The 22175-nt window shown below is 61.5% G+C and carries 19 protein-coding genes; 13 read left to right on the top strand and 6 right to left on the bottom strand.

Annotation, left to right across the window (positions count from 1 at the left end):
- Positions 1-12: 12 nt before the first annotated feature.
- From BFQ04_RS05400 to BFQ04_RS05415, 4 genes are all read right to left on the bottom strand, one after another.
- Positions 13-1266 (bottom strand): type II toxin-antitoxin system HipA family toxin, encoded by a 1254-nt coding sequence (locus BFQ04_RS05400; protein WP_083217920.1) that lies wholly within the window; start codon positions 1264-1266, stop codon positions 13-15.
- Positions 1244-1603, bottom strand: coding sequence for a helix-turn-helix domain-containing protein (locus tag BFQ04_RS30300; protein ID WP_065949916.1), 360 nt, complete (start codon positions 1601-1603; stop codon positions 1244-1246). Before BFQ04_RS30300 ends, BFQ04_RS05400 begins: the two co-directional genes overlap by 23 nt.
- Before the next feature lie 98 nt (positions 1604-1701).
- Positions 1702-2406, bottom strand: coding sequence for a DUF3142 domain-containing protein (locus BFQ04_RS05410; RefSeq protein WP_065949917.1), 705 nt, complete (start codon positions 2404-2406; stop codon positions 1702-1704).
- Positions 2403-4565 (bottom strand): outer membrane assembly lipoprotein YfiO, encoded by a 2163-nt coding sequence (locus tag BFQ04_RS05415; RefSeq protein ID WP_065949918.1) that lies wholly within the window; start codon positions 4563-4565, stop codon positions 2403-2405. The genes BFQ04_RS05410 and BFQ04_RS05415 overlap by 4 nt, the downstream gene beginning before the upstream one ends.
- A gap of 191 nt (positions 4566-4756) precedes the next feature.
- Here BFQ04_RS05415 and BFQ04_RS05420 point away from each other — a divergent pair, with 191 nt between their 5' ends.
- From BFQ04_RS05420 to BFQ04_RS05430, 3 genes are all read left to right on the top strand, one after another.
- On the top strand, positions 4757-6337 hold the full coding sequence (locus BFQ04_RS05420) for a glycosyltransferase family 39 protein (protein WP_065949919.1): 1581 nt from the start codon (positions 4757-4759) through the stop codon (positions 6335-6337).
- Between the two features lie 31 nt (positions 6338-6368).
- A complete protein-coding gene (locus BFQ04_RS05425) occupies positions 6369-6614 on the top strand; it encodes a DUF2789 domain-containing protein (protein ID WP_065949920.1) in 246 nt (81 codons plus the stop codon).
- Between the two features lie 97 nt (positions 6615-6711).
- Positions 6712-8208: a Fic family protein gene (locus BFQ04_RS05430; protein ID WP_065949921.1), complete on the top strand. Its 1497-nt coding sequence runs from the start codon at positions 6712-6714 to the stop codon at positions 8206-8208.
- 4 nt (positions 8209-8212) lie between these two features.
- Here the strand turns inward: BFQ04_RS05430 and BFQ04_RS28285 are convergent, their stop codons facing one another.
- Together BFQ04_RS28285 and BFQ04_RS05435 are read right to left on the bottom strand one after the other, a co-directional pair.
- A complete protein-coding gene (locus tag BFQ04_RS28285; RefSeq protein ID WP_083217921.1) occupies positions 8213-8506 on the bottom strand; it encodes a type II toxin-antitoxin system RelE/ParE family toxin in 294 nt (97 codons plus the stop codon).
- Positions 8503-8781 carry an antitoxin gene (locus BFQ04_RS05435; RefSeq protein WP_032878500.1) on the bottom strand — a complete coding sequence of 93 codons (279 nt, stop codon included), beginning with the start codon at positions 8779-8781 and terminating at the stop codon, positions 8503-8505. The genes BFQ04_RS28285 and BFQ04_RS05435 overlap by 4 nt, the downstream gene beginning before the upstream one ends.
- A 379-nt stretch (positions 8782-9160) precedes the next feature.
- Between BFQ04_RS05435 and BFQ04_RS05440 the strand changes: the two genes are divergently transcribed.
- The 10 genes from BFQ04_RS05440 to pgaB all read left to right on the top strand — a co-directional run bounded on the left by BFQ04_RS05440 (position 9161) and on the right by pgaB (position 22175).
- Positions 9161-9421, top strand: a complete 261-nt coding sequence (locus BFQ04_RS05440; RefSeq protein WP_065949922.1) for a hypothetical protein — start codon at positions 9161-9163, stop codon at positions 9419-9421.
- 260 nt (positions 9422-9681) lie between these two features.
- A complete protein-coding gene (locus tag BFQ04_RS05445; protein WP_065949923.1) occupies positions 9682-10101 on the top strand; it encodes a MarR family winged helix-turn-helix transcriptional regulator in 420 nt (139 codons plus the stop codon).
- Positions 10098-12176: an FUSC family protein gene (locus tag BFQ04_RS05450; RefSeq protein ID WP_065949924.1), complete on the top strand. Its 2079-nt coding sequence runs from the start codon at positions 10098-10100 to the stop codon at positions 12174-12176. Before BFQ04_RS05445 ends, BFQ04_RS05450 begins: the two co-directional genes overlap by 4 nt.
- On the top strand, positions 12173-12382 hold the full coding sequence (locus tag BFQ04_RS05455) for a DUF1656 domain-containing protein (RefSeq protein WP_065876857.1): 210 nt from the start codon (positions 12173-12175) through the stop codon (positions 12380-12382). Before BFQ04_RS05450 ends, BFQ04_RS05455 begins: the two co-directional genes overlap by 4 nt.
- A complete protein-coding gene (locus tag BFQ04_RS05460; protein ID WP_065949925.1) occupies positions 12379-13269 on the top strand; it encodes an efflux RND transporter periplasmic adaptor subunit in 891 nt (296 codons plus the stop codon). The genes BFQ04_RS05455 and BFQ04_RS05460 overlap by 4 nt, the downstream gene beginning before the upstream one ends.
- On the top strand, positions 13266-14708 hold the full coding sequence (locus BFQ04_RS05465) for an efflux transporter outer membrane subunit (protein ID WP_065949926.1): 1443 nt from the start codon (positions 13266-13268) through the stop codon (positions 14706-14708). The genes BFQ04_RS05460 and BFQ04_RS05465 overlap by 4 nt, the downstream gene beginning before the upstream one ends.
- 81 nt (positions 14709-14789) lie before the next feature.
- Entirely contained in the window at positions 14790-15422 is a 633-nt protein-coding gene (locus BFQ04_RS05470; protein WP_065949927.1) for an NADH:ubiquinone oxidoreductase subunit N, read from the top strand.
- 253 nt (positions 15423-15675) lie between these two features.
- Complete coding sequence (locus BFQ04_RS05475; protein WP_065949928.1) at positions 15676-17172, top strand: YdgA family protein; 1497 nt, start codon at positions 15676-15678, stop codon at positions 17170-17172.
- Between the two features lie 506 nt (positions 17173-17678).
- Positions 17679-20159: a poly-beta-1,6 N-acetyl-D-glucosamine export porin PgaA gene (gene pgaA, locus BFQ04_RS05480; protein WP_065949929.1), complete on the top strand. Its 2481-nt coding sequence runs from the start codon at positions 17679-17681 to the stop codon at positions 20157-20159.
- A 12-nt stretch (positions 20160-20171) separates the two neighbouring features.
- Positions 20172-22175 carry a poly-beta-1,6-N-acetyl-D-glucosamine N-deacetylase PgaB gene (pgaB, locus tag BFQ04_RS05485; protein WP_065949930.1) on the top strand — a complete coding sequence of 668 codons (2004 nt, stop codon included), beginning with the start codon at positions 20172-20174 and terminating at the stop codon, positions 22173-22175.

Consider the following 22175-nt stretch of genomic DNA (forward strand, 5'->3'; position numbering starts at 1 on the left):
GTTGCGCACCCGTCAAGGGTGCGCTCTGTTGCCGGCGGGTGGTGCTGCCATCAGTTGCGATTCAAACCGGGTGCATACATTGGACAGCATGCGCACATCGGCGCCGCTACAGCCCGCCGCTTCAAAAAACCCGGAAGCCTCCCGCACGACCGCATAGACGTCAGTGACGATGGATCTTGCTTCATCCATTCCCAACCCAAAACGCTCGGGCGTACTGAGCAAATTGCTGACCGACGATACCCTGCCCTCATTCCCGATGATGAGCGCCTGCAAGCCTAGCTGCGTGGGGTGAGGCAATATGTCGAATACCGGTGCGAGGGAATAGCCCGAAGCGCTGGTCAACAGCAGTCCGGTTTGTTTCAGGTGGTCGTCGCTATTGCCGATGAGCACATTGAACGCCATACGCCTGTAAAGCTCACGCATGTCCAACGTTGCATCGTCGCTGACCTTCTTCAAAACGTCGGCGATTCTGGAATAGGAAGCGGCACCGTCAACCGCGTCAACTCGCATTCTCGGCTTCTCGGTACTTACCAAAGAATTGCAGCTGACATAGTGTTCGCGACCAGCGCCTTCATGCCGGTCAAAACGCTCGACCATCAAAACCGGTTTGCCGGCGACCTCTACCAACTTGTGCCCGGCTGCGGGCAGCCCCGCCGCATCCGCCATTTGAAGGCTGGCAAATTCCGCACGTGGCTGATCGAAAACATCATCGCTACGGCCGAGTTTGGCAATCCATTCCTTGCCTTCATGAGTCACCGTGACCTTTGGCCTGGCGCCGCCCATGGAGCTGCCAAACTCAAATAGCCGTGCGATTTCCACGGGCAGGTCCACCTCACCCTTCTCGACTCGATCAAGGCCTACCATGATTTTCTCAAGGTCTTCGAATTGCGGTGGCTGGTGCAGGGTCGGCAACAGATTTCTTGAAGCACTGAACAGCAGGCAACCCACGCCCGCACCCCGCGAGGCAAGCAGCCATTCAACTTCGTTTTGTGGATGCTGTTTGTGGGTCGCCAGCAGAACACGCCGCCCCCAATTGTCCGGCGTTGCGTCGTCAAGCACCCCGAACATGCGCGTCGAGGAATACTGATTACGGGTCAGGGGCACGTTCAGCGGGTCAATCGCGAATGCGTCGGGCCGTGCGAGCCAACTATTGGCGTAGCGAAAAACGAACCCACTGGCGTGCATGGCCACTTCGCCCACAGGGACCGGATCACCGACTGAGTGAGCTGAAAAAACAAAGGCATTACCAATCGGCTTCCAGGACATCAGGGTCTCCTTCAGTGCGAATTCGCTCAGGCTCACGGGCCAGGCTCATGGTCATCCCAACTTGGTCGAGTTCCGGCGACGCGATGCTCGCCATACCTTCCTCCAGGTCCATCGCGCTAAGCACATTCATCAGCACACCGAGGGATACGCCTGCCTCGCCCTGTCTCAGCCGCTGATACGTCTGCCTTGTGATGCCCGCACGACTGCATATTGTGGAAATTTTCAGTCGACGACGAAGGCGGGCTATTTCGATACCGTTTCCGATACCTTTTATCAGCTCGTCGCTTCTTTCTGAGAGGTACCCTTTGTGAGGGTTGGGTCTGCCAGTGCTTTGCATGATATATCACCCATTAATGCCGTTAGAGTAACTTATATCATCTTCGGGTAGCTATGCCATCAATCCGGCTCAACACTGGTTTTATCGAGCCGGAACACTCAACGATTCTGCAAAAACACCACATACCCCCGAAACCACTCACTTTCCTGCAAATACCCCGGCGCCTCCCACTCTCCACCCTGAATCAAGCCGACCTTGAACGGCACGCCCATCCGGTTCATCCGTGGCAGATAGGCCGCGTAGTCGGGGATGCTGTGGCGTCCCTGATACGTCTGCACCACCACTTCATCCACCACGCCCTTGAGCTGGGCGATGGCGGCCGGGTCGGCGTTGCTGCTCCAGTCCATCAGGCCGGTGATGCTCAAGCGCAGGTCGGCCGGCAAACGCTGGCGCAGATCGCGCAGGAAGGCGGCGTATTCGTGCAGGTACTGGGTGCGGGCGTCGAAGTCGATCTGGATGCCGATCACCGGGTTGCCCGCGTCACGCCAGCGTTGCACCTGGCCGAGCAGTTGGGTGTAGACCGGCTCCGGCCAGTGCAAGGTGTGGGCGCGGTAGACCACCCAGATAGTGCCCTGGGTGATGCGCGGCACGCTCATGCCCTGGGCGATCAGTTGCACGCCACGTTGCGGTGCGCGGCGCGTGGAGTTGATCTGGCCCTGGAGGATGTACAGGGTTTTGGCCTGCTTGATCACCGGCTGGGGCGTGACGCCGCTCCACAACCAGAAGGCGTCGTAGTCACGGGCGTCGACGGCGCCGAAGGCCGGGCTCGCCAGCAACAGCACGCCCAGCCACAGCGACTTCACCAGTAGTACTGCAGCGATTTGCCCCACTGCGTGTCGGCGTAACCGCTCTTGAGCTGGCGGAACCAGCCTTTGCGCACGGCCGGCGCCACGTCTTCACCGCCGCAACTGTTGTAGCCGGCCGGCGCGTAGCAGTTGATGGCGCGAAACAGTGCGTAGGCCTTGTCGGTTTTCGGTGCCTTGGCGTTGGCGATCACCTGCTTGTAGCCGTCCAGGCGCGAGAAGGTCTCACCCTTGAAGTCCGAGGCGGTGCTGCCCAGGCTGCCGGCGGCGCGGGGGTGTTCCAGCGGCATGCCGTCCAGGCCGTTGCGCAGGATGAACTCACCGAAACAGTTCAGGGCGTGCGGGTTTTTGGCATCCTCCTGCAAGGTCGCGGCGGTTTGCGCGATACTTGGGCAGGCGTAGCCGGATTCGGCCTTGTCACCGTTCCACTGGAACAGCGTCAAGGTCTGGCCGCTGGTGTAGGTGTAGCCCAGGCTGGTGCCGAGCTTGTCTTCGGACAACGAGGCTTGCTTGAGGTCGTCGGCAAAGGTCGCGAACTGGTTGTGCAGCAGGTCTTTGTAGAGCAGCACGAATTGCGCGCTCTGGCGTTCCGTCGGGTCGCTGGCGTTGGCGATCTGCTGGCGCAACAGGTCGGGGCCGGCGACGTTGCGCAGCAGGATGTAGCGCACCTGTTTGGCGCTGATCGGCGAGTCGGCGGCGAATACCTTGGCCAGTTGGCCGCTGCGCTCGTAGTTCATCGCCAGGGCCAGCTCCAGCTGGTCGCGTTGCAGCGGTTGCGTGGCCAGCGGCAGCAATTGCAGCCACAGGGCTTGCGCACCTGCCCAGTCTGGTTTGGCTTCCAGGGCCAGGGCGCGCAGGGTTTGCTGGCTGAAGGCGAAATAGTCCAGGGTTGACGGCACGTCCGCCGGCAGATGCTTGAGGGCCGTGTCGGGTTGATGCTCGACATACAGCGCATACGCCGCTTGCAGGTAGTCGAACAACGCCGGCTCGTTGGCGAAGGTGCTCTTTTGCTTGTCGAGGTCTGCGCGGCTCAACAGGGGCGGGGTGTGGGCACGCATCGCCATCAGGTCGCTGACCACTTGCAGCATCGGGCTGTTCGTCGACGTGTTGTCGGCCATCAGTAACTTGAGGTCGGCTTCTTCGACCAATTCGTCCACGCTCACATTGCGCTGGGCGTCGGTGGCCTCGGTCAGTTGCCAGGTGAAGTCTTCGGCAAGCCGGGCATCGTCGTTTGCCAGCCAGTGCACACGGCGCAGCAGGCCACGGGCGGAAGCAACGTAATCGCCTTGTGGATAAGTTTTCAGGTAAGCGAGAAAGCCTTGTTCGGCGTCGTTCAACGCGGGCTTGTCCACATGCTCGCGCTGCGGCATGCCGTATTCGTCGAAGGCTTGGGCCTGGGCCTGGTTCAGCGAGGTGCGCGCGGTCATGTACAGCGCAGTTTCCTTCAGCCAGGGCGCATCGCTGGTCGCGGCGGCGGCGAAACCGCGCTCGGCGTCACCGAAGCGGCCACTGTAGAAGTCAGCGGCGGCCTGCAAATAAGTGCGAAACCGTTGGGCGTTGGCCGAGGGCGTCAACTGCGCGTCCACCACCTGGCCGTCCCAGTCACAGGTTGTCAGCAGCTGCAAACGTGCTTTGACCAATACGTCGCGCTCAGCCGGCGGCATATCGGCTTTGATCACCTGGCTGATAAACGCCGTGGCGCTGTCGTCATCGTTGCTGCGGCAACGGCTGCCTTCACCGTTGAGGAAGGCTTCGCCGGCGGTCTTGTATTCCTCGCGCTTGACGCCCAGCGGCTGGAGCAGGGTGTCGAGCTCGGCAGTGCGTGAATCGTCCGCCTGGTTATCCGGCTCATCGCTCGCGGCTGGAATCGGCACCAGGCGATACACCGGAAACGGCACCGGGCCGAAGCCTTGGGCCAAATCGTCCTCGCCCAAGGCATTGGGCGTCAGCGGCGCGGCTTTTTTGTCGGCCAGCAACAGGCGCAGGTTGACCCGGCTATCGTTGCCCGGGCTGAGAAAGGGTTGGTTGCTGCAGGGTTCGAGACTGTCACGCGAGACCCGCCAGTCGGGGTAGCACGAGTCGTCGGAACTGGCCTGGGCCGCCAGGGGAATACCGGCCAGCAGGGCCAGAGCCAGAGGTGACAGCAAACCGATGCGCATAACGTTTCCTTGATCCTGAGTCCGTGGAGGAGGGCAATCATAGCCTGATCCTACGAGTGCTTCGGTGAAGGCCTACGCAAATTGTTGATTTGTCTGATTCCAGCAACGGGCCCTAGGCTTTTGGCCTAAAGTGGCGGTGTTTGCGCATGCGCAGTGTTTGTCCTGTAGAGGGCAGTCGTAACGGAGTCGATATGCGTCGGTCTGCGGTAGAGCAAAATGAAAAAGTCCGGGCCTTGCCTGCGTTCAATCGCCTGACCCGGGAGGGCGCCGGCTGGCTCAGCCGCCTCTGGTGGGTGCCGATCCTGGCGCTGGCCATGGCCCTGCGGTTCTACCACCTGACGTCGGCGGCGATCTGGGGTGATGAAGGCTCGAGCCTCTTGCTCAGCGAATATGCGGTGACCGACCTGTGGTTTCACGCCGGCCACGATGTGCATCCGCCGCTGTATTTTGTGCTGCTGCGCGGCTGGATCGAAGTGTTTGGCGACAGCATCTGGTCGATCAGGAGCATGAGCGCCATCCCCGGTGCCGTCGTGGTGGGCCTGGGGATCTGGCTGACGCGGCAACTGTCCACCCGTCGCGCCGCACTGCTGGCCGGCATCCTGCTGGCGCTGCTGCCGACGGCGGTGCGCTACAGCCAGGAAGTGCGCATGTATTCGCTGCTCGGCGTATGGCTGTTGGGGGCTACGCTGGCGCTGGTCTACTGGATGCGCCAACCCGCGCGCACACGTTACCTGGCCGCTTATGTGCTGTTGATGAGCGCCGGTTTCTACACCCATTACTTCACCGCGTTGTGTGTGCTGGTGCACTGGGCGTACCTGGGGCTGCAGCCGCCAGGCCAGCGTCTGATCACGCGCCCGGCGTGGTGGGTGGCCAACGCCACGATTGTGGTGTTGTACCTGCCCTGGCTGCCGAACCTTCTGGACCTGGTGCAGCACGTCGAACAGCTCAAGGTAGGCGGGGACATTGGTTGGGAAGAGCCGGTCAACCTGCTGTCCCTGCCCTCGATGATCTGGCAGTTCGTGTTGCAGGATGAAGGCGTCGATTTCTGGGCACCGCTGTTCTGGATCTTTCCGCTGTTGTTGGTCGCGGTGGTCTTGGTGACAGCGTGGCGCAACCCCGGGGCCCATTTGCCTGCATTGTTTTTCTTGCTGCCATTGCTGTTGGTGTACGGCGTGTCGTTTATCTCGCCGGTCTTTATCGAGCGCTACCTCACGGTGTATGCCCTGGGTTTGCCAATCACCCTTGCGCTTGCCATCGACCGCTTGCCGTCACGCCTGTCATGGTTGGGCGCAGCGCTGTTAGTGCTGTTTGTCGGCATGGAATTGCTGGGCCTGAAGAACAACTTCGAGGTGGATGAGCAGGATCAATTCAATGTGCCGGTAGAGTTCGTCAATCGCAATTACCAGGAGGATGACCGTATCGTCCTCAGCGACATGATGTGGTACCTCAGCTACGTGTATTACGACCAGACCGACGCTCAACTTCAACTCTACACACCGCCCAAACCCGACGGCACCCCGACGCGACCGAATGCCTACGGTTTCGGTACGCTGGTGGATCAGGATGGCGGACGCATCTACCTCGAACGTCTATCCGCATTGCCGGCCACCACCCGTCGCGTGTGGCTGATCAGCAGCAACGAAGCACCCGACGACTTTGCCCCGTTGCCCGAAGGCTGGCGCGAACTCAGCCGTCAGGACGGCGGCGGTGCACGAGCGCGTCTGTTCGTGCTGTGCAATGTGCCGGCGCCACAACCCGAGGGTTGCCGCTAGACTGTCTTGAACACGCCTATGAGGAACCCACATGGAATCGCCAGTGCACAACCTGCCGGCCTTGTTCAAACAGCTTGGCCTGGCAGATGACCCGGTCAGCATCGAGAAATTCGTCGCCGTGCATTCACCGCTCAAGCCTGAGCTGAAACTGGCGGATGCGTTTTTCTGGAGCGAGGGTCAGAAGGCGTTTTTGCGTGAGGAGATACTGGAGGATGCGGATTGGGCGGTGGTGGTGGATGAATTGAATGTGATGTTGCGGGGTGGGCGAGGGGTGTAAAAAACTGAGCAGAAAGGCCAAAACTTGAAAAAAAGTGATGAGGCTTGAAAAAATCTAGGCTTTAATCGCGCAAGTGAACTTTTTATGAGGTTGCGCGATGTCTTTGGTCGGCTATGCCCATCTTCACCAACTCCTCGGGTTGAAAGCCATTGCGCCTGCTCGTTCAGCGATGGTCAAGCCCGTCACTCGCATCTCGTTGATTGGCGATTGCCTTGCTGTTCCCCAAACGGTAGCGCCTGCAGCCGATTCGGTGCTCGACCATATTCTTTTTGCCCTCAAGCACGAAGGTATAAATCTCGCAATTCTCGCTCAGGCACTTGACTCGGTCAGCGCAGATCAATTGCTGCAAGAGCTGGATAAAGCACCTAACGGCGTATTCATCCGCAAGGCCTGCTATTTGTGGGAAGGCCTGACGCTGCAACGGCTCGATTACAGTAAGCCTATCAACAGCCGAGTTTCTCCCCTGTTTGATCCGCAACGCTACGTAACGGGGCCGTCTACACGCAATTCCCGCTGGCGTATCGACTTCAACGGTTTGGGCTCATTGGCCTATTGCGCGACAGTCGAGCGTACGTCTGAAATTGACGCCTTATTGAGTCTCGACATACTGGGCCGCGCCAAATCCTTCATGGCCACCCTCCCACCCGAAATGATGGACCGCGCCATCCAGTGGGCGTACCTGCACGAAACCCGCGATTCATTTGCCATCGAAAAAGAACAACCCAGCGAAGAAAAATCCCGTCGCTTCGTTCAACTCCTGCGCCAGGCTCACGAAGGCCGTTTGCTCACCGAGGACTACTTGGTCGAGCTGCAAAACAGCACCGTCTCCAACCCCTTCGACAAAGCCGTCGCGTTTCGCCACGAACAGAACCACCTGCACAACGGGCTGCGCGGCGCAGCCGGTGTGAGCTACGTGCCGCCAGCCCCCGCGCTTTGCCAGGAATTGATGGAAGAGCTGATGGCCTTCGCCAACCAGCCCGTGCGAGACGTCGATCCTTTGGTTGCGGCGGCGGTCACCGCTTTCGGCTTCGTGTTCCTGCACCCGTTCATGGACGGTAATGGCCGCCTGTCTCGCTTCCTGATCCACCAGACGCTTTGCCACTATGGCGCACTGGGAAATGGCTTGTTGCTACCGGTCTCCGTCGCCATGAAGCACGAAGAGCAAGCCTATCTGGAGGCACTCAAGACCTTCTCCCAGCCGACGCGGGAATTCTGGAACGTTACTTGGTTGGACGCCGACCACATGGCGTTCGACTTCATCGGTCACCCCTCGATCTACCGCTACTGGGGCGCCACCCGCTGCGTCGAATTCACCCTGCAAATGGCCCGCCGCGCACTGGAAGTCGAACTGCGCGAAGAAACCGAATTCCTCGACCGCTACGACCGTGTGATCAAGGCAGTGAATCAACGCTACGACGTGCGTGGCAGTGATTTGTCGAAGCTGGTGATGATGTGCCTGGATAACGAGGGCAAGCTTTCCAAGCATCGGCGCAAGCAGTTTCAGTACAGCGTGGCGGAGGAGGTGTTTGGGTTTATTGAGGAGGAGGTGGGGCGGGTGATTGAGGAATGTGGCAATCAGCCCTCGCCCATCTGAGGCATCAATGTGGGATGTAGCTTTCTGGTGGCCAGTGGCGAGCTGTATGCACCAGAGCCACAATCCTCACTACGTCGGGCTCAACTTGATAAACAAGGCGGTAGCTCGGGTGCGGAATGATTTCGCGTGTTCCCGCAATCCGGCCTATTGGGCCAATTTCGGGGTTATGTGCTAATCCAAGTGCTGCCATGCTGAAGCGCCGGTCCATGTCGGCTGCGGCTTGTGGGTTTTTCTCAAACAGAAAATCCCAGATATCTCTACGATCCTGCCCTGCCTCGGGCGTCCACGCGACCCTCATCCCTGACTATCTACTTGAGCGCGCCTGGCTGCGAATTCAGCTTCCAAATCTTCATTGGAAACCTCTCGGCCTGCGCGAATGGATGCACGAGAAGCATCAACTTTGCGTTGCAAAAACTCATCGTACTCTCGCGAGTGCTGCTGGGCCTGAACGAATTCACGCATCATTTCGCGTACGATTTGCGATGCAGGACGATGAGAGGCTTCGCATTCAGCCATGAACTGGTCGCGAAGCTCTGGTTCAAGCTTCATTGTAAAAACGGCTAATTTGGACATCAGCGATTCCTCCGGAATGGTATGAACAAAGTATATACATCATCATTACCGAATGGCGTTTGGAAAAAGCTGAGACGACTGACGGTAGAGATCAATATGTTGGTTGCACAGCCTCAACCATCCCCCTATAGTTCGCCCCGTCGCCGCACATCGGCGATCGGATTTGGCGATCCGAAATTCTGTGACGCGTTACAGCGTTCCTACCCCGTGCGTTTTTCCTTGGATGAAGGCATTGGGTTCTATGGCGGCTGTGCGCGGGAGATCTTCGGATCTGCCGGGTTTCACAGATAACCGGTTCGCCAACCTGCGTACAGCTGCCACCCTTATTCGTTTGGCGACGGGAGAAGGTGGTTCAAATCCTTATCTGTGAGGTTTATCGATGGACCAATACAAGCCGCTTCAAACCAACCCCACCAGCGTTCCCGTCCTGGCTTTCAACACCTTTGCCCCCTCGCATTTGCTCCACGAAACAGCTCGCAGTCGCGTGCGTATCGGTACTGAGCTGTTGGCGACCCTCGCCTCATCAAGCGACAACCCAAACCTCCATCACTTGGTCACTGCCGCATTGGTCTCACTGCGCGATGGCCTGGACATGCTGGGCGAGATCCAGCGTCGCCTGGATGGTCAGGCTGAAAAATAGCCCGGGCATCCGACGCTGATCCAAATGTGGGAGGGGGCTTGCTCCCGATGAGGGTGTGTCAGTAAATGCATCAGTGGCTGACCCATCGCCATCGGGCAAGCCCCCTCCCACATTCGCCCTGCAGTGCCGCCGCTGAATCGCTCCACCCATCGAGAAATTGTTTCAAAACTTGACGACAACTCATCCCTCCACCATATTAATAGTTAGCAAACTAACTGTATGCGAACTATCCAGTGTCCCAATCCCTCGAACAACTCCAGATGAACCTCAGCAGCAGCATGGTGGTGGGCGCCCGTAACTGGCGCAAAATCTGCCAGGCCACGCTGGTGAGCTATGGCATCTCCGAAGCCTGCGCCGTGCCGCTGTTGATGATCGGCCGCCTGGGCGACGGTGTGCATCAGGTCAAAGTGGCCCAGGCTTCGGGTATGGAAAGCCCGTCGCTGGTGCGCCTGCTCGACCGTCTCTGCAATGACGGCTATGTGTGCCGCACCGAAGACATCCATGACCGTCGTGCCAAGGCCTTGAGCCTCACCGCACGTGGCCGTGAGCTGGTGCAGGCGGTGGAAGCGCAACTGGTGCGCCTGCGCAAGGAAGTCCTGGTGGACATCGCCGCCACCGATCTGGAAGCCGCGCTGCGCGTGCTGCGCGCCTTCGAGGCGGCCGAGGCGGTAGCGCCTTGAACGGATTCTTTACCGGTTTTCCGCCCGCTCGCGACTGGTTCTACGGGGTGCGTACCTTCGCCGCGTCGATGATCGCGCTGTACATCGCCATGCTCATGCAAATGCCGCGTCCGTATTGGGCCATGGCCACGGTGTATATCGTCTCCAGCCCGTTTGTCGGCCCCACCAGTTCCAAAGCGTTGTACCGCGCTATCGGCACCTTGATGGGCGCGGCGGCGGCGGTGTTCTTTGTGCCGATGTTCGTGCAGTCACCCTACATTCTGGTGGTGGTGATCGCCCTGTGGACGGGCACCTTGCTGTTCCTTTCCCTGCATCTGCGCACCGCCAACAGCTACGCCCTGATGCTGGCCGGCTACACCTTGCCGCTGATTGCCCTGCCAGTGGTGGACAACCCGCTGGCGGTGTGGGATGTGGCCGAGGCGCGTACCGAGGAAATCTTCCTCGGCATTGCCGTGGCTGCCGTGGTGGGTGCCATGTTCTGGCCGCGTCGCCTGATGCCGGTGTTCGATGGCTCGGTGGCCAAGTGGTTTACCGACGCCCAGGTCTACAGCCAGCGCTTTCTCACCCGCGATGTGGAGCCTGAAGCCATCAGCGGCCTGCGCGGTGGCATGGTCGCCACCTTCAACACCCTCGAGTTGATGATCGGCCAATTGCCCCACGAAGGCGCGCGGCCGCAGACGGTGCGCAACACCAAGGAATTGCGCGGGCGCATGATTCACCTGCTGCCGGTGATCGATGCCCTGGACGATGCGGTGTACGCCATCGAACATCGCGCGCCGCAATTTCTCGATCAGCTCACGCCGTTGCTGGAGGAGGCCAACGCCTGGCTGCAAAGCACCACCGAAGCCGCCCCCCTGGAACGCTGGCGCGTGCTGCGTGACAAGATCGACGCCGCGCAACCCCAGGGCGAAGCGCTGGACGAGCGCCACACGCTGCTGTTCTCCAACGCCCTGTACCGCCTGGGCGAGTGGGTCGATCTGTGGCAGGACTGCCGCAGCCTGCAAGCCGCCATTGAATGCGAAAGCCAGGACACCTGGCGCGCCGTCTACCGCCACTGGCGCCTGGGCCGGCTCACGCCATTTCTTGATCGTGGCCTGATGTTCTACTCGGCGTTTTCTACCGTCACCGCGATCATCGTCGCCTCGGTGTTGTGGATTTTGCTGGGCTGGACCGACGGCGGCAGTGCGGTGATCCTGGCGGCGGTGGCGTGCAGCTTTTTCGCCTCGATGGACGACCCCGCGCCGCAGATCTACCGGTTCTTTTTCTGGACCGCCATGTCGGTGCTGTTCGCCAGCCTGTACTTGTTCCTGGTGCTGCCCAACCTGCACGATTTCCCGATGCTGGTGCTGGCGTTCGCCGTGCCGTTCATCTGCATCGGCACCCTGACCGTGCAGCCACGGTTCTACCTGGGCATGTTGCTGACGCTGGTCAACACCTCGTCGTTCATCAGCATCCAGGGCGCCTACGACGCGGATTTTCTCAACTTCGCCAACGTCAATCTGGCCGGGCCCGTGGGCCTGCTGTTTGCCTTTGTATGGACCCTGATCGCCCGGCCCTTCGGTGCCGAACTGGCGGCCAAGCGCCTGACCCGTTTCAGCTGGCGCGACATCGTCAGCCTCACCGAGCCGGCCACCCTGGCCGAACACCGGCACATGGCCGCACAGATGCTTGATCGCCTCATGCAGCACCTGCCGCGCCTGGCCCTCACGGGCCAGGACACTGGCACCGCCCTGCGCGACCTGCGCGTGGCGCTGAACCTGCTCGATCTGCTCGCGTATTCGCCGCGTATCCTTGGCGTGCCGCGCGTGTTGCTCAACCAGGTGGTGGAAGGCGTGGGCGGTTATTTCAAGGCCTGCCTCAAGGCCGGTGAACGCTTGCCCGCGCCCAGCGGTCTGCTGATGACCCTGGACCGCACGCGCCGCGCCCTCAACGGCCAGGGCCTGCAAGACGCCGATGACACGCGCCTGCACCTGCTGCATGCCCTGGCCGGCCTGCGCCTGGCGCTGTTGCCCGGCGTGGAGTTCATCGGCGGCACGGAAATCGAAGCGCCGTTACCTGATGGAGCGCCTTTATGATCGGTGACCTGGATATCAGCGGCGTCTTCCTGCCCACGCTGCTGGTGCTGATGGGCATTACCTATCTGTTGTTTCTGGTGGTGCACGGGCTGTTGACGCGCATGCACTTCTATCGCCTGGTCTGGCACCGGGCATTGTTCAATGTGGGGCTGTACGCGCTGTTGCTGGGCGCGGTGGACTCACTCAGTCGATATTTGATGACATGAAAAAACCTTTTTTGACTATCGGCCGTGTCGTCCTGACGCTGTTGATCGTGAGCTTTGCGGTCGTCGTGGTGTGGCGCATGGTCATGTACTACATGTTTGCGCCCTGGACCCGTGACGGCCACATCCGCGCCGACATCGTGCAGATCGCCCCGGACGTGTCCGGGCTGATCCAGCGCGTCGATGTGCACGACAACCAGCTGGTGACCAAAGGCCAGGTGCTGTTTGCTGTCGACCAGGATCGTTTCAAGCTGGCCCTGCGCCAGGCCCAGGCCGCCGTGGCCGACCGCCAGGAAACCCTGGCCCAGGCCCAGCGCGAGTACAAGCGTAACCGTGGCCTGGGCAACCTGGTGCCCAGCGAGCAACTGGAAGAAAGCCAGTCCCGCGTGGCCCGTGCCCAATCGGCCCTGGCCGAGGCACAAGTGACGGTGGATTCCGCCCAGCTCAATCTCGACCGCTCGGTGATCCGCAGCCCGGTGGACGGCTACGTCAACGACCGCGCGCCGCGTGCCCAGGAATTCGTCACCGCCGGGCGGCCGGTGCTGTCGGTGGTGGACAGCAACTCCTTCCATATCGACGGCTATTTCGAAGAAACCAAACTGGACGGCATTCGCGTCGGCATGGGCGTGGATATCCGCGTGATCGGCGACAACGCCCGCCTGCATGGGCATGTGCAGAGCATCGTCGCCGGTATCGAGGACCGCGACCGCAGCAGCGGTTCCAACCTGCTGCCCAACGTCAACCCGGCGTTCAGCTGGGTGCGCCTGGCCCAGCGGATTCCGGTACGCATTGCCTTCGATGACGTGCCGGCGGACTTCCGCATGATCGCCGGGCGTACGGCGACCGTGTCGATCATCGATGACAAGGCCAACGCCGGAGACCCGCCATGAAGCAACTGCTGGCCACCGCTGCCCTGGGGGTGTTGCTGTCGGCCTGCCAGGCGGTAGGCCCGGACTACCAAGTGCCGGACACGGCTGCCGTCAACCGTGACGACCTGCAAGGGGTCATCGCGGGGGAGGGCAATAACGTGGTGTCGGCGCCCGTGCCGACCGACTGGTGGAAGCTGTACAAAGACCCGCGCCTGGATGAACTGGTGCGCCAGGCCATGGCCTCCAACACCGACCTGCGCGTGGCCGCCGCCAACTTGCAACGCGCGCGCTACCAGACCCAGCAGGCCGAATCCGCCGGCGGCTGGAGTGCCGGGGCCAAGGCCGAAGCGCAGCGGTTGCAGGAGTCCGGCGAAGCCTTCCTGCTGGCAGACAAAGTCCCGGTGGGCAACATCGGCAGCGTGGGCATCACCACCTCGTACCAATTCGATCTGTTCGGCACCTTGCAACGCGGCATCGAAAGCGCCCAGGCCAGCGCGGATGCGGCCCAGGCGGCCGCCGATATCGCGCGCATTACCCTGGTGGCCGATGTGGTGCGCTCCTATACCCAGGTCTGCGCCGCCAACGAAGAACTGGCCATCGCCAACGAGTCCCTCGACCTGCAAGCCCAAAGCACCCAGCTGACCCAACGCCTGCGCGACGCCGGCCGTGGCGATGAAACCCAGGTGACGCGCTCGCAAACCCAATACAAATCCCTGCGCGCCGACATGCCGCGCTACGAAGCGGCGCGTCAGGCCGGGTTGTTCCGTCTGTCGATGCTGCTGGCCAAGCCCCTCGATCAATTGCCGGCCGGCACCGGCAGTTGCGCCGAGTTGCCGCACATCGCTCAACTGTTGCCGGTGGGCGACGGTGCGGCGTTGCTCAAGCGTCGCCCGGATGTGCGCCAGGCCGAACGCCAGCTGGCCGCTGCGACCGCGCGCATCGGCGTGGCCACCGGCGCCTTGTACCCGGACATCGCCATTGGTGCCACGGTAGGCACGGTGGGCCTGCTCGACAACCTCGGCCAGCCTGCGACCAATCGCTGGGGCTTTGGCCCGATGATCAGCTGGACGGTGCCGACCAACGGTGCCCGCGCGCGCATTCACGAAGCCGAAGCCGCGACCCAGGGCGCCCTGGCGCATTTCGACGGGGTGGTACTCAACGCTATCCGCGAAACCCAGACCGGCCTGGCGCAGTACACCGCCATGCTGCAGCGCCGTGAAGCGCTGGCCGATGCCGAGCGCTCGGCCCACGAGGCGGCGGACCAGACCCACCGATTCTTCCAGGCCGGGCGCGAGTCGTTTCTTGCCGACCTGCAAGCCACGCGCACCTACACCGCCATGCGCGCGCAATTGGCGGCGGCCAACACCCAGGTTGCGATGAGCCAGATCGACCTGTTCCTGGCCCTGGGCGGCGGTTGGGAAAGCGGACGAACGCAAGGGGTAAAACCCGGCAAACCGTGAGGTGATAGCTATGCTTTGTCAGGTGAGGCGTCGTGAAGCCTCACTCGACACTGCTCGCGTTTGCTCATGGGGATTCCAATAATGAAAAACCCTTATGCTCCCGCTTTCTGGTGCGTGCTCTTCGCACTGGTGCTGTTATCGGCCGCGTATTTCTACGGGGTCATGCTCGCCCACCAACTCGACAAGGCCATGGTCTTTCTCGACAGTGCCTGCCTGGTGATCGGCACCCTGTCCATCGGCATGGTGGCCTGGGCCTCCTATCAAAACCAACGCGTGAAGCGCAAGTTGCTGGAGCAAGGCAAGACCCGCGTCGCAATCTGGGACACGAAGGTGGCCCTGCGCCGTGTCGAAACCGTGTTCGACCGCTATTTCTGGGGCAGCTACTGGCAACCCGGTCGCACGTTCCAGGAAGTCATGGGCGACCTCACCGGCACGCCCCTGGAAAAAAGCCTCGACGTGCTGAAGACGCAATGTGTCGCGCTGGATCGGCAGGTCGCTGACGGCAGGCACTGGCTGAATAACGCGCGGGAATTGTCCGATGTCGCCACGCAAATGGCCCGTGAGCGCTACCAGCTGGACTTCTGCGACCCCAAGACCGACACCCCCGGCAACGCGGTGATACACCGTGAGTTTGAGGTGTTGGTCTACACCTGGACGGCGCGCCTGAGGAGTTTCGACCACCAGTTGGATGAAATAGAGCTGGAGTACTCCTGAACTCCTGATGAACTGATCCCTCTGAAAGGCTGGGCCGTTTGCGCCCGCCAGTGCTAATCTTCCCCAGCCTTTCGGCCACACGGGCCACTACTGTAGGAGCGAGCTTGCTCGCGAAAAACGTCAACGATAACGCGTGCACTCTGAATAAACGCGGTGCCTATGAGTTCTTCGCGAGCAAGCTCGCTCCTACAAGGACCCCTCCGGGGTTCAAGGAAGACAGCCCACTTCTCACAGGATTTGATCAGGTCACTTCATGAATAAGCCAGCAGTCGTTCTTTTGGGTTTCGTTGTCGCCGTTGGCGTCGTCAGTGCAGGCGGCGCCTGGTACACCGGTAAACAACTGGAGCCGGTTCTGCAAACCGCGATCCAGAACGCCAACAAGGAACTGCAGACCTCCATGGCCGGCGTGGACGGTACCGTGTCCCTGGAGCTGGTCTCCCTGGACCGTGGCGTGTTCAGCAGTACCGCCCATTACCGCCTCAAAGGCCAGGGCAGTGTGTTCGGTGAGCAAAACCCGAACCCCGAGCTGCTGTTCGTCGACCATATCGAACACGGCCCGCTGCCGTTCTCGCGTCTGGTCACCCTGAAATGGTTGCCGGTAATGGCCACCAGTCACTACGAACTGGAAAAGAACGCCACCACCGAACAATGGTTCGCTGCCGCCAAAGATGTGTCGCCGCTCAAAGGCGTGGCCAATATCGGTTACAGCCGTTCGGTCAACGGCAACGTCGAACTGCTGCCCCTGGAATTCAAGGACGACAAGTCCTCGGTGAGCTTCTCCGGCGCCAACCTGGACTTCGACAGCAGCGCCGAAGGCCAGAAGGTCAAGGCCGACGGCTACATGAACAGCCTCAAGGTCGCGGCCGTCGATGCCAATGGCGACGCGTTCGAAGCCGAACTGGCCGGCCTCACCGTTGCCAGCAACCTGGCCAAATCCACGTTCGGTTTCTACACCGGCCAGAACACCATCGAACTGACCGACACCAAGGTCACCTTCGGCCCGCAGAAGTCTGTGCTGACCCTCAAGGGCTTCGAGCAGAAAGATTCCAGCGAGACCAAGGACAACAACCTGGCCGGCCGCGTCGACTACAAGGTCGACGAGATCGGTTACCAGGGTAAGCCTGTGGGCTCGGCCGCCATGGCCGTCAGCATGAAAAACGTCGACATCCCCGCAATGCTGGTGCTGACCAAGCTCTACCAGGACAAGATGCAGCCGGTGCAAGCCGCCGCCGCTGCCGGCCAACCTGCGCCCGAGCTGCAATTGACCGAAGCCGAACAGACCCTGGCCGAAGCCAACGTCAATCAGGTGCTGGCCGCCAAGCCGCAACTGGCCGTGGAAAACCTGTCGCTGAAAACCACCCATGGCGAGAGCAAGTTCAACCTTGTACTGGACCTGGCCAAGCCGGCCTCCATGGAACTGCCACCGGTTGAGCTGGGCAAGCAGATGATTTCGCTGCTGGACACCAACCTCACCCTGTCCAAGCCGATGATCAGCGACGTGGCCGCGCTGCAAGCCCAGGTTGGCGGCGTAACCGACCCGAAAGCCATCGAACAGCAATCGCAAATGGCGGCCGAGATGGTCAGCGGTGTGGCCGTGGGCACTCAACTGGCAACCCTGGTGGGCACCGACGTGGTGTCCAAGCTGCACTACGCCAACAACGAAGTGACCTTCAATGGCCAGAAGATGACCGTCGAGCAGTTCATCAGCTTCGTAATGTCCAAAGCCGGCGCAATGGGCGGCGCGCAATAACCCTGAAATACAGTTGAAAATGTGGGAGGGGGCTTGCTCCCGATAGCGGTGGGTCAGTCACTTATCTGTGGCTGGCCCACCGTAATCGGGGGCAAGCCCCCTCCCACATTTTGTTTTGTGCCTGGCAAAGTCCCTGTCAGCCGGACAGCGGTGTGGCCTCAGCTTCGTGATGTCCAAAGCCGGTGCCATGAGCGGCGCGCAGTAACCCTGAAATGCAGTTGAAAATGTGGGAGGGGGCTTGCCCCCGATGGCGGTGGGTCGGTTAAGAATGTACTGACTGACACTCTGCCATCGAGGGCAAGCCCCCTCCCACAGTTGTTTTGTGCCTGGCAAAGAGTCTGTGTCAGCCAATTCTGAACAATTGTTCCGAATTGCCCTTGCCTCTGCCTGGCTAAGGGATAGTTCCCCCCAGGAAAGCTAGGTCGGGTCCCGAGACGCCGACACCCTGATGCACATCGCTCAGGATCACCCATCGTTGCAGCTTTCCTTGTAAGGAAGCCGACGACATGTTGCCAATCCCTCCACTCAGCGCTTCAGGCCGGTTGCGGCTGCTCATCGCAGCAGCCCTGTGCAGCCAATTGCTGATGCCCGCCTATGCCGTGGCCGATCCCGCCTATGACGCCCTGATCATCCAGGCCCGCAACGGTCACTTCACGCCGGCACTGACCCAGCTGCGCCAGCTGTCCGCCGAGCGCCAGACCCCAGGCCAGGTCAGCGATCACCTGGTGATTGCCGGCTGGGCCGGGCAAGACGCCGAAGTGTTGAAGGTGTACGAGGCACAGGGCAAGCATCGCAACCTGACCACCCAGGCACTGGCCACGGTGGCGCGCACCTATCGCAATCAAAAGCAGTGGGCCCAGGCCGAAGCGGTCTATCGCCAGGCGTTGCTGCGCGAACCGAATAATACCGACCTGCAACTGGGCCTGGCGCTCACCCAGGCCGATGGCGGCAAGGCCAATGAGGCGGTGCAACGCTTGCGCGCGCTAGTGGCGGCGCAACCGAATGACCCCAACCGCCGCATGGCCCTGGGCTACGCGCTGACCCGCGCCGGCCAGAACTATGACGCGCTGTTCGAGTTCGACCAGGCCTTTATCCGTGCCGGCGACAAGCCCGACGTGGCGCGTGAATACATCGTCGCGCTGCAAAAAGCCCGCCTGCCGGAAGCCGCGCTGCGCCTGTCGGCCAGGCGTCCGGGCCTGGTGGACGCGGTGACCCAGCGCCGCCTGGAAGGCGACCTGGCCGCCGAGCGCGTGCGCATGGCCGAATTCGCCACGCGCACCGAAAAAGAGCGCTACGTCATCGCCGATCGGGCCCTGCAGGATTACGACAAACTGATCAGCCGCTGGACCCCCGACGCCACTGCCCACGATGACGTAGTGCGCTGGCGCATTGACCGCCTGGGTGCGCTCAAGGCCCGTGCGCGCACCGCAGAAGTGATCCGCGAATACGAAGCCCTCACGGCCCAACGTGTACAGTTGCCGACCTACGCCGTGCGCTGGGTGGCAGCGTCTTATCTGGACCTGCGCCAACCGGAAAAGGCCGCGCCGCTGTACCGCCAGGCACTTGACGCGGCGGACGCCGACGTCGGCGATCATGTAAAAGACAGCACCGCCTTGTTCTACGCCTTGTTGGAAAACGACCAGGTGGAGGAGGCGCGCGCCGTTGCCACTCAACTGGCCAACACCGAGAAACCTCGGGTGGAACTCAAGGGCTTGCCCATCGGCAACCCCAACGATGAATGGATGGACGCCCAGCAACTGGCGGCCCAGGCCGGTACTTATGGCGCCGACCTGAACGCCAGCGAAGCCACCTTGGAAGCCCTGGGCAGCAAAGCACCTGGGAGTATCGGCGTGCGTTTGGCGCAGGCCGAGATGTACCGCGCCCGGGACTGGCCAAGACGCGCTGAAGAGTCCCTCAAGGAGACTGAAAACCAGAGCCCCCGTGACATCGGTGTGGAAATGTCCCAGGGCTTTACCGCGCTGGACCTGCAGGAATGGCGGCAACTTGACCTGCTCACCGATGACGTCGTCGCGCGTGCCCCGGACAACCGCCAGGTGCAGCGCCTCAAACGCCTGCGCGACGTGCACGACATGGCCGAAGTCCGCGTGGAAGCCTACACCGGTAAAAGCTTCGGCGGCGGCGATAACCAGGAGGCCGGTGCGGTTTCGGGCAGCCGTGACTGGGGCTTGGAAACCGTGGTCTACACCCCGCCCATCGACGAAGACTGGCGCCTGTTCGCCGGGGTTGGCTACGGCACTGCCGATTTTGCCGAAGGCACCGGCCATCACCGCTGGCAGCGCGTGGGCGTGGAGCGGCGTACCCGCGACATGACCATCGAAGCCGAAGTGTCCAACCATTCTTATGGCGATGGCGCAAAACAAGGCGCAAGCGTGTCGATTGCCCGTGATATCAACGATCATTGGCAGTACGGCGCCAGCCTTGGCTATCTCCTGAGCACCACGCCGCTGCGGGCGTTGAATGAAGGCGTCACCGCCAACGGCGGCAGCGGCTTTATCCGCTGGCGCGCCAACGAAAGCCGCGAGTGGAAACTGGCCGTCAGCCCCTCCCACTTCAGCGACGGTAACGACCGCGTCGAGGCCATGCTCACGGGCCGCGAAGGCATCTACAGCTCGCCGAAAGTACAAGTGGAGCTGGGCCTGGAAGTCGGCGCCAGCCGCAACAGCAAGGAAGACACGATCTACTTCAACCCCAAGTCCGACTTCAGCGTGTTGCCCACCGTTACCGTCAACCATGTGCTCTATCACCGCTACGAAACCCAGTGGAGTCAGCAGTTCCAGCTGGGTGCGGGTACCTACAGCCAGAAGGATTACTCCACTGGCGGTGTCGGTTTGATCGGCTATGGCCAGCGCTTTCGCTGGAATGACGTACTGGAAGCCGGCGCCAACCTGAGTCTGGTCAGCCGACCTTATGACGCAGAGCGCGAGCGCGACCTGCGCCTGCTCCTCGACCTCACTTACCGTTTCTAAAAGAGCCTGACCATGACCTTCCTCAGCCGTTGTTTTTTGGTTCTGGGTGTAATGCTGGCTGCCGCCTGTGCCCAGCAACCCGCGCCATTCGTCCCACCTGCCGAGCGGCCGACCCTGGCCAGCGAAGCGCCGTGGCCGAAGAACCACTTCCTGGGCATTGCCTACCACGATGTCTCGGACAACGATCCCGACCAGGCGGTGGTGGCAGTGCGTACCGAACGTTTGGTCGAGCAGTTGGCGTGGCTGCGCGAGAACGGTTACCAGGCGGTCAGCGTGAACCAGGTCCTCGCCGCACGCCGAGGTGGGCCGACACTGCCACCCAAAGCCGTGATGCTCAGCTTCGACGACGGCTACGCAAGCTTCTACACCCGCGTGATGCCGATTCTGCGGGCTTACAATTGGCCGGCTGTGCTGGCGCCGGTCGGCAGTTGGATCGACACCCCGCTGAACCAGCCGGTGGACTTTGCCGGTACGCCGCGTCCGCGGGGAGACTTCCTGACCTGGCAGCAGATTCGTGAAGTGTCCCAGTCGGGACTGGTGGAAATCGCCGCCCATACCGACGCCAATCACAAAGGCATACTCGCCAACCCTCAAGGCAATCTCGAGCCGGCCGCCACCACGCGTCGCTTTGACCCGGCGACCCAACGCTATGAAACCGAAGCCCAGTTCAAGGCACGGATGCGCGCTGATGTGGTGGGGATCTCCAACAAGATCAAAACCGTCACCGGCAAGGCACCTCGTGTGTGGGTATGGCCATATGGTGCGGCCGACGGCACTACCCTGGCCGTGGTGGGAGAGCACGGCTATGAGATGGCGCTGACCCTGGACGACGGTCTGGATGACTCGAACAAGCTGATGAACAGCCCGCGCTTTCTGGTAGCTTCGGATCCGGACGGCGAACACTTCGCCAGCAGCATGGTTTCGGTGCAGGCCAAGGCGCCGTTGCGCGTACTGCATGTGGACCTGGATCACGTCTACGATCCCGACCCGGCCCAACAGGCGCGCAATCTGGATGTATTGGTTCAGCGCGTGGTGGACATGGGAGCTGTCACGGTATTCCTGCAAGCCTACGCCGACCCCAAAGGCGACGGCCTGGTGCATTCGCTGTACTTCCCCAACCGCCACTTGCCGATGCGTGCCGACCTGTTCAACCGCGTCTCCTGGCAGCTGCATACCCGTGCCCATGCCAGTGTGTTTGCGTGGATGCCGGTGCTCAGTTTCGCCCTCGACTCCAAGTTGCCGCGCGTTACCCGCTGGGACCCGCAGACCGGCAAGGTGGCGCCCGATCCCGATCAATATCAGCGCCTGTCGCCCTTTGACCCGAAAGTGCGGCAGGTCATCGGCGAAATTTACGAAGACCTCGCACGCACCAGCAACAGCGGCATCGATGGCGTGCTGTATCACGATGACGCGGTGCTCAGCGACTTTGAAGACGCCAGCCCCGCAGCCCTCAAGGCGTACGCCGCCCAGGGCCTGCCGGACAACATCGCCGCGCTGCGCGCCGACCCCGCCGTGATGCAGCGTTGGACCCGCTTCAAGAGCCGCTACCTGATCGACTTCACCCACGAGTTGACCGGTAAGTTCCGCGCCATACGCGGCCCGCAGATCTTGACCGCGCGCAATATCTTCGCCGAACCGATGCTCAACCCGGCCAGCGAAGCCTGGTTCGCGCAGAACCTCGATGACTTCCTGCAGGCCTACGACTGGACCGCGCCGATGGCCATGCCGCTGATGGAAGGCCAATCGCTGAAAGACTCCAACGCCTGGCTGGAAAAACTGGTGGCCACGGTCAAGGCACGCCCCGGCGCTATGGAAAAAACCGTTTTCGAGCTGCAAGCCAAAGATTGGCGCACCAAAGCCGCACCGGATATCAGCGCAGAGCAACTGGCGCAATGGATGGGCGTGCTCAAACGCCAGGGGGTCAAGAGCTTTGGCTATTACCCGGACAACTTCCTGGAAAACTCCCCGGACTTGAAGACGATACGTCCGGCCCTTTCCAACCAGTGGAACCCTTGA

It is taken from the genome of Pseudomonas sp. 37 R 15, assembly GCF_900004865.1.
In the GTDB taxonomy this organism is placed as follows: domain Bacteria; phylum Pseudomonadota; class Gammaproteobacteria; order Pseudomonadales; family Pseudomonadaceae; genus Aquipseudomonas; species Aquipseudomonas fluorescens_AM.

Coding starts and splice junctions, on each gene's coding strand:
- BFQ04_RS05400 (WP_083217920.1), bottom strand. CDS start 1,266: ATGTCCTGGAAGCCGATTGGTAATGCCTTTGTTTTTTCAGCTCACTCA.
- BFQ04_RS30300 (WP_065949916.1), bottom strand. CDS start 1,603: ATGCAAAGCACTGGCAGACCCAACCCTCACAAAGGGTACCTCTCAGAA.
- BFQ04_RS05415 (WP_065949918.1), bottom strand. CDS start 4,565: ATGCGCATCGGTTTGCTGTCACCTCTGGCTCTGGCCCTGCTGGCCGGT.
- BFQ04_RS05420 (WP_065949919.1), top strand. CDS start 4,757: ATGCGTCGGTCTGCGGTAGAGCAAAATGAAAAAGTCCGGGCCTTGCCT.
- BFQ04_RS05425 (WP_065949920.1), top strand. CDS start 6,369: ATGGAATCGCCAGTGCACAACCTGCCGGCCTTGTTCAAACAGCTTGGC.
- BFQ04_RS05430 (WP_065949921.1), top strand. CDS start 6,712: ATGTCTTTGGTCGGCTATGCCCATCTTCACCAACTCCTCGGGTTGAAA.
- BFQ04_RS28285 (WP_083217921.1), bottom strand. CDS start 8,506: ATGAGGGTCGCGTGGACGCCCGAGGCAGGGCAGGATCGTAGAGATATC.
- BFQ04_RS05435 (WP_032878500.1), bottom strand. CDS start 8,781: ATGTCCAAATTAGCCGTTTTTACAATGAAGCTTGAACCAGAGCTTCGC.
- BFQ04_RS05440 (WP_065949922.1), top strand. CDS start 9,161: ATGGACCAATACAAGCCGCTTCAAACCAACCCCACCAGCGTTCCCGTC.
- BFQ04_RS05445 (WP_065949923.1), top strand. CDS start 9,682: ATGAACCTCAGCAGCAGCATGGTGGTGGGCGCCCGTAACTGGCGCAAA.
- BFQ04_RS05455 (WP_065876857.1), top strand. CDS start 12,173: ATGATCGGTGACCTGGATATCAGCGGCGTCTTCCTGCCCACGCTGCTG.
- BFQ04_RS05460 (WP_065949925.1), top strand. CDS start 12,379: ATGAAAAAACCTTTTTTGACTATCGGCCGTGTCGTCCTGACGCTGTTG.
- BFQ04_RS05465 (WP_065949926.1), top strand. CDS start 13,266: ATGAAGCAACTGCTGGCCACCGCTGCCCTGGGGGTGTTGCTGTCGGCC.
- BFQ04_RS05470 (WP_065949927.1), top strand. CDS start 14,790: ATGAAAAACCCTTATGCTCCCGCTTTCTGGTGCGTGCTCTTCGCACTG.
- BFQ04_RS05475 (WP_065949928.1), top strand. CDS start 15,676: ATGAATAAGCCAGCAGTCGTTCTTTTGGGTTTCGTTGTCGCCGTTGGC.
- pgaA (WP_065949929.1), top strand. CDS start 17,679: ATGTTGCCAATCCCTCCACTCAGCGCTTCAGGCCGGTTGCGGCTGCTC.
- pgaB (WP_065949930.1), top strand. CDS start 20,172: ATGACCTTCCTCAGCCGTTGTTTTTTGGTTCTGGGTGTAATGCTGGCT.